Annotated in this window: 7 protein-coding genes, 1 tRNA gene and 1 pseudogene; 4 read left to right on the top strand and 5 right to left on the bottom strand. The window is 71.2% G+C overall.

What is annotated here, in order from left to right; genetic code table 11:
- Positions 1-104: 104 nt before the first annotated feature.
- Positions 105-716, bottom strand: a complete 612-nt coding sequence (locus G6023_RS09715; RefSeq protein WP_182635205.1) for a flavodoxin family protein — start codon at positions 714-716, stop codon at positions 105-107.
- 133 nt (positions 717-849) lie between these two features.
- Between G6023_RS09715 and G6023_RS09710 the strand changes: the two genes are divergently transcribed.
- Positions 850-2,655: a thiamine pyrophosphate-requiring protein gene (locus tag G6023_RS09710; RefSeq protein ID WP_182635204.1), complete on the top strand. Its 1,806-nt coding sequence runs from the start codon at positions 850-852 to the stop codon at positions 2,653-2,655.
- Positions 2,652-2,822, top strand: a complete 171-nt coding sequence (locus G6023_RS09705) for a hypothetical protein (RefSeq protein WP_159147944.1) — start codon at positions 2,652-2,654, stop codon at positions 2,820-2,822. Before G6023_RS09710 ends, G6023_RS09705 begins: the two co-directional genes overlap by 4 nt.
- Here G6023_RS09705 and G6023_RS09700 read toward each other — a convergent pair.
- Positions 2,823-2,894, bottom strand: a tRNA-Gln gene (locus G6023_RS09700). It abuts the gene before it with no gap.
- Between the two features lie 204 nt (positions 2,895-3,098).
- On the opposite strand from G6023_RS09700, the gene G6023_RS09695 reads away from it, so the two are divergent.
- Positions 3,099-3,770 (top strand): TetR/AcrR family transcriptional regulator, encoded by a 672-nt coding sequence (locus tag G6023_RS09695; RefSeq protein ID WP_069389956.1) that lies wholly within the window; start codon positions 3,099-3,101, stop codon positions 3,768-3,770.
- A gap of 79 nt (positions 3,771-3,849) precedes the next feature.
- Here G6023_RS09695 and G6023_RS09690 read toward each other — a convergent pair whose 3' ends face one another.
- On the bottom strand, positions 3,850-4,416 hold the full coding sequence (locus G6023_RS09690; RefSeq protein WP_182635202.1) for an HdeD family acid-resistance protein: 567 nt from the start codon (positions 4,414-4,416) through the stop codon (positions 3,850-3,852).
- A 117-nt stretch (positions 4,417-4,533) separates the two neighbouring features.
- Here G6023_RS09690 and G6023_RS09685 point away from each other — a divergent pair, with 117 nt between their 5' ends.
- The gene (locus tag G6023_RS09685) at positions 4,534-5,205 is read left to right on the top strand and encodes a TetR/AcrR family transcriptional regulator (RefSeq protein ID WP_182635201.1); all 672 of its coding nucleotides are present in this window, start codon (positions 4,534-4,536) and stop codon (positions 5,203-5,205) included.
- A 28-nt stretch (positions 5,206-5,233) separates the two neighbouring features.
- On the opposite strand, the gene G6023_RS09680 is transcribed toward G6023_RS09685, so the two are convergent.
- Positions 5,234-5,806, bottom strand: a complete 573-nt coding sequence (locus tag G6023_RS09680; RefSeq protein WP_182635200.1) for a class I SAM-dependent methyltransferase — start codon at positions 5,804-5,806, stop codon at positions 5,234-5,236.
- Positions 5,803-6,073 (bottom strand): annotated as a pseudogene (locus tag G6023_RS09675) (PIG-L family deacetylase); the annotation flags it as partial. The pseudogene G6023_RS09675 and the gene G6023_RS09680, both read right to left, overlap by 4 nt.

The raw sequence follows: 6,073 nt of genomic DNA, 5'->3' as shown, positions 1-6,073 counted from the left end.
GGTGGTGGCGTGCTGGTGGTGATCGGCGTGGTGATCTGCGCGATCGCCTTCCCGGCGTTCCTGCGCTACACCGTCCGCAGCGCGGTCGAGCGGAGCACCAAGGGTTAGACCGCCGGGTACTGCTCGCTGCGGAGGAACCGCGCCAGGTGCACCGCGTTGGACGACAACGTGGTGATGGTCGAGGCCACGGCCGACGGCGTGGAGTCGAGGTCCTTGTAGTCCACCGGGTTCATGGCCTCGTTGTTCCAGTAGGTGCAGCCCTGCGCCGGGATCGTGAACCCGATGTCGTTCAGGCCCTGGAACATGTCGGCGACGATCTTGTGCGCGCCGTCCTCGTTGCCCACCACCGCGACCACGGCGACCTTGCCGAACATCGCGGGACGGCCCTCGTCGTCGGTGGCCGACAGCTGCGCGTCGAGACGCTCCAGCACCCGCTGCGCGATGCTGGACGGATTGCCGAGCCACGTCGGCGTGGACAACACGAGGACGTCGGCGGTTCGGACCTTCTCGAGGATGGCGGGCCACTCGTCGCCGCCGCCCATGTCGTCGTCGACCCCCGGACGGACGTCGAAGTCCGCGACCCGGACGGTTTCCCCGGTGACGCCGTGACCGGCGAGTTCGTCGAGGACCTGCCGGGCGATGAGGTCGCTGCTCGACTCGGCGGGCGAGGCCTTGAGCGAGCACACCAGGGCGAGTGCCTTGAGATCGGTGTCCATGCCCGGACGATAGGGCCACCCCACCCGCCGGACAACCGGTTCCGCGGGCCCGCGCCACCATGACCGGTGGAGGGCCGCGGGTGCGCCCCCTACGGTGGGGCCACTACGGCTGACGAGCGGAAGGGGCACGCGTATGACCACGGACAGGACGGTGGCCGACCTCGTCGTCGAACGGTTGGTGGCCTGGGACGTCGAACGGATCTACGGCTACGCCGGGGACGGCAACAACCCGCTGCTCGGCGCGTTGCAGCGCGCCGAGATCGCCCCGACGTTCGGGCGGGCCCGCCACGAGGAGTCGGCGGCGTTCATGGCGGTGGCCGACGCCAAGTACTCGGGCGCGGTCGGGGTGATGACCTCCACGCAGGGCCCCGGCGCGATACACCTGCTCAACGGCCTGTACGACGCCAAACTCGACAGCGTGCCCGTGGTGGCGCTCGTCGCGCAGCAGCACACCAGCGTGCTCGGGTCGGGCTACCAGCAGGAGATCAACCTCGGCAACGTCTTCGCGGACGTGGCCGGGCCGTACCTGCAGACGGTGTCGTCGGCCGAGCAGGCGCCCATGGTGATCGACCGGGCGTTCCGCTCCGCGTTGACGCACCGGACCCCCGTCGTCGTCATCCTTCCCCACGACGTGCAGAACGCCGAGGCCCCGGAGCTGGGCGAGGACCTCGACCAGGAGCACGGGGTGGTGGTCACCGCCCCCGAATGGACCCACGGGGTCACCACCCCCCGCGACGACGACGTGGCGCGCGCCGTGGAGGTGCTCGACGCGGGGGAGCGGATCGCGATCCTGGCCGGGCGCGGCGTCGCCGGTGCGCAGGCCGAGCTGATGGAACTCGCCGAGCGCCTGGACGCCGGCGGGACGATGAGCCTGTTGGGTAAGCCCTACGTGGACGAGTCCTCGCCGGTGGTGGGCGGGACCATGGGCCATCTGGGGACGACGGCGAGCGCGCGCATCCTCCAGAACTGCGACACCCTCCTCATCGTCGGATCGAACGACCCCTGGACCGAGTTCTACCCGGAGCCCGGGCAGGCGCGGGCCGTGCAGATCGACCTCGACCCGGTGCACCTGGCCAACCGGTATCCGATCGAGGTCGGCATGGTGGGCGACGCCGCGGCCGCACTACGCGAACTCACCGGACGCGTGGCCGACCGCGACCGCTCCGCCTGGCGCGGCGACGTGGAGAAGTGGGTGGGGCAGTGGTGGGAGATCTCCCGCATGCGCTCCGAGGTGCCGGCGCGCGGGCTGAACCCGGAGCTGGTCGCGCGGCGACTGGGCGAGCGCCTGCCGCACGATGCGCGGCTCGCCGTGGACGTGGGCAGCAGCGTCTACCACTACGTCCGACAGGTCAGCCTGCCGACGACCGTCCCTGCGCACCTGTCGAGCACGCTGGCGTCGATGGGCTGCGGGATCCCGTACGCGATCGCCGCCAAGGCCACCGCGCCCGCCAAGCCCGTCGCGGTCCTGGCCGGCGACGGGGCAATCCAGATGCTGGGGATCAACGAGCTCATCACCGTCTCCGAGGCGTGGCCGAGCTGGGAGGACCCGACGATGGTGATCGTGGTGCTCAGCAACCGGGACCTGGCGGAGGTGAGCTGGGAGCAGCGCGAGAGCGAGGCCCAGCCGCGGTTCGCCCGGTCGCAGGACGTGCCGCCGTTCGACGTGGCCGGCTACGCCGAACTGCTGGGGCTGCGCGGGGTGCGCGTCGAGGACCCCGAGCAGCTCGTGCCCGCCTTGGAGGAGGCGTTCCTGGCGGACCGGCCGACCGTGATCGACGCGATCACCGACCCGGACATTCCGTTGCTGCCGCCGTTCCCGCACGGTAGGGAGATGGTGGAGTCGATGCGTACGGGCCTGCGCGCGGAGGGTGTTGCCGGAGAGCACGCCCTCGAGCTGCTGGAGGCCTACGCCCGGATGGAAGAGGAGCGATTCACGTGACCGGAATGAACGGACCCGGGCAGCCCGGGCAGGACCCGGCCTTCCAGCCCGATGCCGAGGTGGAGAAGAAGCCGCGGCGCGCACGGCAACCGGCGTTGGCGGTGTTCGCGATCATCGCGATCCTGTTGCTGGTGCTGGCCGTGGGGATCTTCGGCGGGATCTTCTAGCTCCCCCGCCAGGACTCGAACCTGAAATGCCTGAACCAAAATCAGGAGTGTTGCCGATTACACCACGGGGGAACGGCCCGCGAACGGGCCGTCACCAGTCTGGCACATGAGATCGGGCCCATCGGTGCGCACCTGCGCACCGATGGGCCCTGGCCGCCGTGAGCAGCAGTGTTGCCGCCGGTCGGGGGGAGCGGAATTCGCGCGTGGCTATCCTCGGGGTATCAGAAAAAGGGGTGGGGCATGACGGGCGCGGGCGTACCGACACCGAGGACCAGGATGTCCGCCGCCAAGCGGCGGCAGCAGCTGGTGGAGGTCGGCCGACGGATCTTCGCCGAGAACGGCTACGACGCCGCGACGGTGGAGGACATCGCCGCCGCGGCGGGGGTGTCCAAGCCGGTGGTCTACGAGCACTTCGGAGGCAAGGAGGGGCTCTACGCGGTCGTGTGCGACCGCGAGCTCGCCTACCTCGGCGCGGAGATCACCGAGGCGCTGCAGGGCGAGGGGTCGCGGCGGCGCATCGAGCGCGCGGCGATGGCGCTGCTGCGCTACGTCGAGGAGCGCACGGACGGTTTCCGTATTCTCGTGCGCGAATCGTCCCCCGTGGGTGGGGGCTCGTATTCGACCCTGCTCAACGACGCCACCGCCAGCGTGACCTACATCCTCGAGGAGGAGTTCGTCGCCCGCGGGTTCGACCCCATCACCACCAGTGTGTACGCGCAGGCCCTGGTCGGGATGGTCTCCGGGACCGCCCAGTGGTGGCTCGACGCCCGCACGCCGCCCAAGGAAGAGGTCGCCGCGCACATCGTCAACCTCTGTTTCAACGGCCTCTCGCATCTCGATCCCTCGCCGACGCTCGAGGTCGACGTCCTCGAGAAGTACGGCGGGCCGAGCCACCCCGGTGGCACGCCGCAGGGGCGCGACATGCGCCCGGGGCCCGGAAGCCCGTAGTAGGTCGCTCCCCGTCGCGCGAGGCCGGGCACGGCACGGTCGGGCGACGGACTCTGCCGGTGGATGAGGGTGGCGCGGTTCAGGCTGCGACGGCCACCCGGCGCTCGAGCCGGTCGGAGTCGGCGCGGAGACGGAACGCCACAGCGGCCATGACCGCGCCGACGGCGAGACCGAACCAGCCGGCGAAGGTGACGACCGTGTCGACCGCCGCCGGGCCCACGACGCCCAGCCCGAGTCCCACCACCGCCAGGACGACGCCGAGCGTCACCATGACCCACGAGTCGGGGATCTCGGAGCGCAGGGTCTGGGCGCCGTAGGCGACGAGGGCGCCGGAGGCCACCAACCAGGCGGCGAACAGCAGAACCAACGCGGTGGCCGAGATGCCGGGCCAGAACAGCACGACCAGCCCGAGGGTCATGAATCCGGCGCCGGCGAGGATGAGGCCACCGCGGCCGGGGGTCCGGTCCGGGAGTGCCACTCCGGTCGTCACGGTCATGGCGCCGTCACCGATGGCGAAGGCCGCCACGAGGAACACCGCGAGCGTCATGCCCGTGGTGGGGGAGGCCAGTGCGGTCGCGCCCAGGGCGATCGCCAGTGCTCCGCGGATGAGCTGGATCCACCAGTTCCGGGTCAGTGATTCGATCATTTCTCCACCTTTCCTGCGCTGACGTCTGCCGCCGCGCGGTACTGTAGTGATCACTACGGTAAGTGTGATCCGGGGCGATTCGCAATGAGTCGCCGGACACAGGGAGCGGGGGAGCGGATGGCGGGGAAGCCGACGGGGACCACGGGCAGGCGCACCCGTGCCAAGGGCCGGGAGTCCCGGCAAAGGATCATCGAGGCGGCCGCCGCGGTGGCCGGTGAACGCGGGTACGAGGGGACCTCGATCGCGCAGGTCAGTAAGGCGAGCGGGCTCCCGGCGAGCTCGATCTACTGGCATTTCGCGGACAAGGACGCACTGCTGGCGGCGGTTGTCGAGGAGAGCGTCGAGCTGTGGCTGGGTCAGGTCACCCGCGGGGAGGGTGAAGCCCTCCGGGAGCGCGTGACCGCCTTCTGCCTGGGCGTGGCCCGGACGTTCCGCGAGTCCCCGGACTTCCTCCGGCTGGGCCTGATGCTGGCGCTGGAGCGGCGTCCCGTGGAGCCGGCCGCCCGGGGAATCTATCTGCGCCTGCGCGGGGACGCCCTGGAGCGCATCGCGGCGGAGTTCCGGCGGGTCCGTCCGCGGCTACCCGAGGCGGATGCCCGGGTCCTCGCCACCTATGCACTCGCCGGCGGCGACGGGATTTTCCTCGCGTCCCTGACCGGGGACGCCGACGTGACCGAACTGTTCCGGCTCCATGCCGAGGCGATAGTGCACCTCGTCACTCGGGCCGAGGCGGAGGCTGAGGCGCCGGCTTCGGAGCCGGAACCGCAGCCGGAGGCGGAGCCGAACTAGCTGCAGCCGGACTAGCTGCAGCCGGGAATCAGGTGCGGCGGAAGACCTCGAGGAGGAAGTGCTCCTCGCGGTGGTGGACGATCCGCGTGAGGTCGGTGCGGCGTGCGAGTGCGGCGTGGACGTCCTCGCCGTGGCAGGCGTGGTCGTCCGACCGCCCCAGCCAGTGGCAGGCCGCGACGGTCCCGCCGGGTTCGGCCAGCGTCAGCAGTGCGGTGAGCAGCTCGTCGAGCCCGTCGGCCGGCGTGTAGTAGAGGAACTCCGAGAGCACCAACAGGTCGCAGGACCGCCTGGGCCACGGGTCCAACGCGTCGGCGGTGCGCACGTGCACGTGGTCCAACCCCGCGCGGTCGATGCGCGCGCGGGCCTGCCCGGCGGCGGAGTCGACGACGTCCACCGCGTGCACCTCGTCGCACCGCCCGGCGAGCATCTCGGTGAGCACCCCCACCGAGCAGGCGGGCTCGAAACACACGCGGTACCGCTGCTCGGGGAGAGAGGCGACGAGGAGCCCGTAGCGCCGCAGTTCGTACCAGGAGCCGGCGAAGTCCCAGGGGTCTGCCGACCCGGAGTACATCTCCTCGAAGTAGTGGCCCGGGGTGCTCACCAGAACACCGTCTCGGAGCGCGTGACCAGGCGGTCGAGGATCCAGTCGGGCAGGATCGCCTCGTCCCCCGGCCGATCGGACAGCGGAGCGACCTGGGTGACGAACTCCGCGACCGCCGCCTGCTTGGCGGCGAGCTCGGTGTCGGTGAGTACGACGCGGCGCCGCCGGTCCCAGGGCACGCGCCGATCGCCGGGCTCGGCCCAGTGCCAGGTCCACACCGGGTACTCCGCCAGTCGCGCTCCGGTGGCGGCGCAGGCCCGGGCGGCC

This window comes from Dietzia sp. DQ11-71 (assembly GCF_014144995.1).
GTDB classification, from domain to species: domain Bacteria; phylum Actinomycetota; class Actinomycetes; order Mycobacteriales; family Mycobacteriaceae; genus Dietzia; species Dietzia kunjamensis.
The sequence above is the reverse complement of the archived record's forward strand: the minus strand, read 5'-3'. Positions and strand labels throughout refer to the sequence as shown.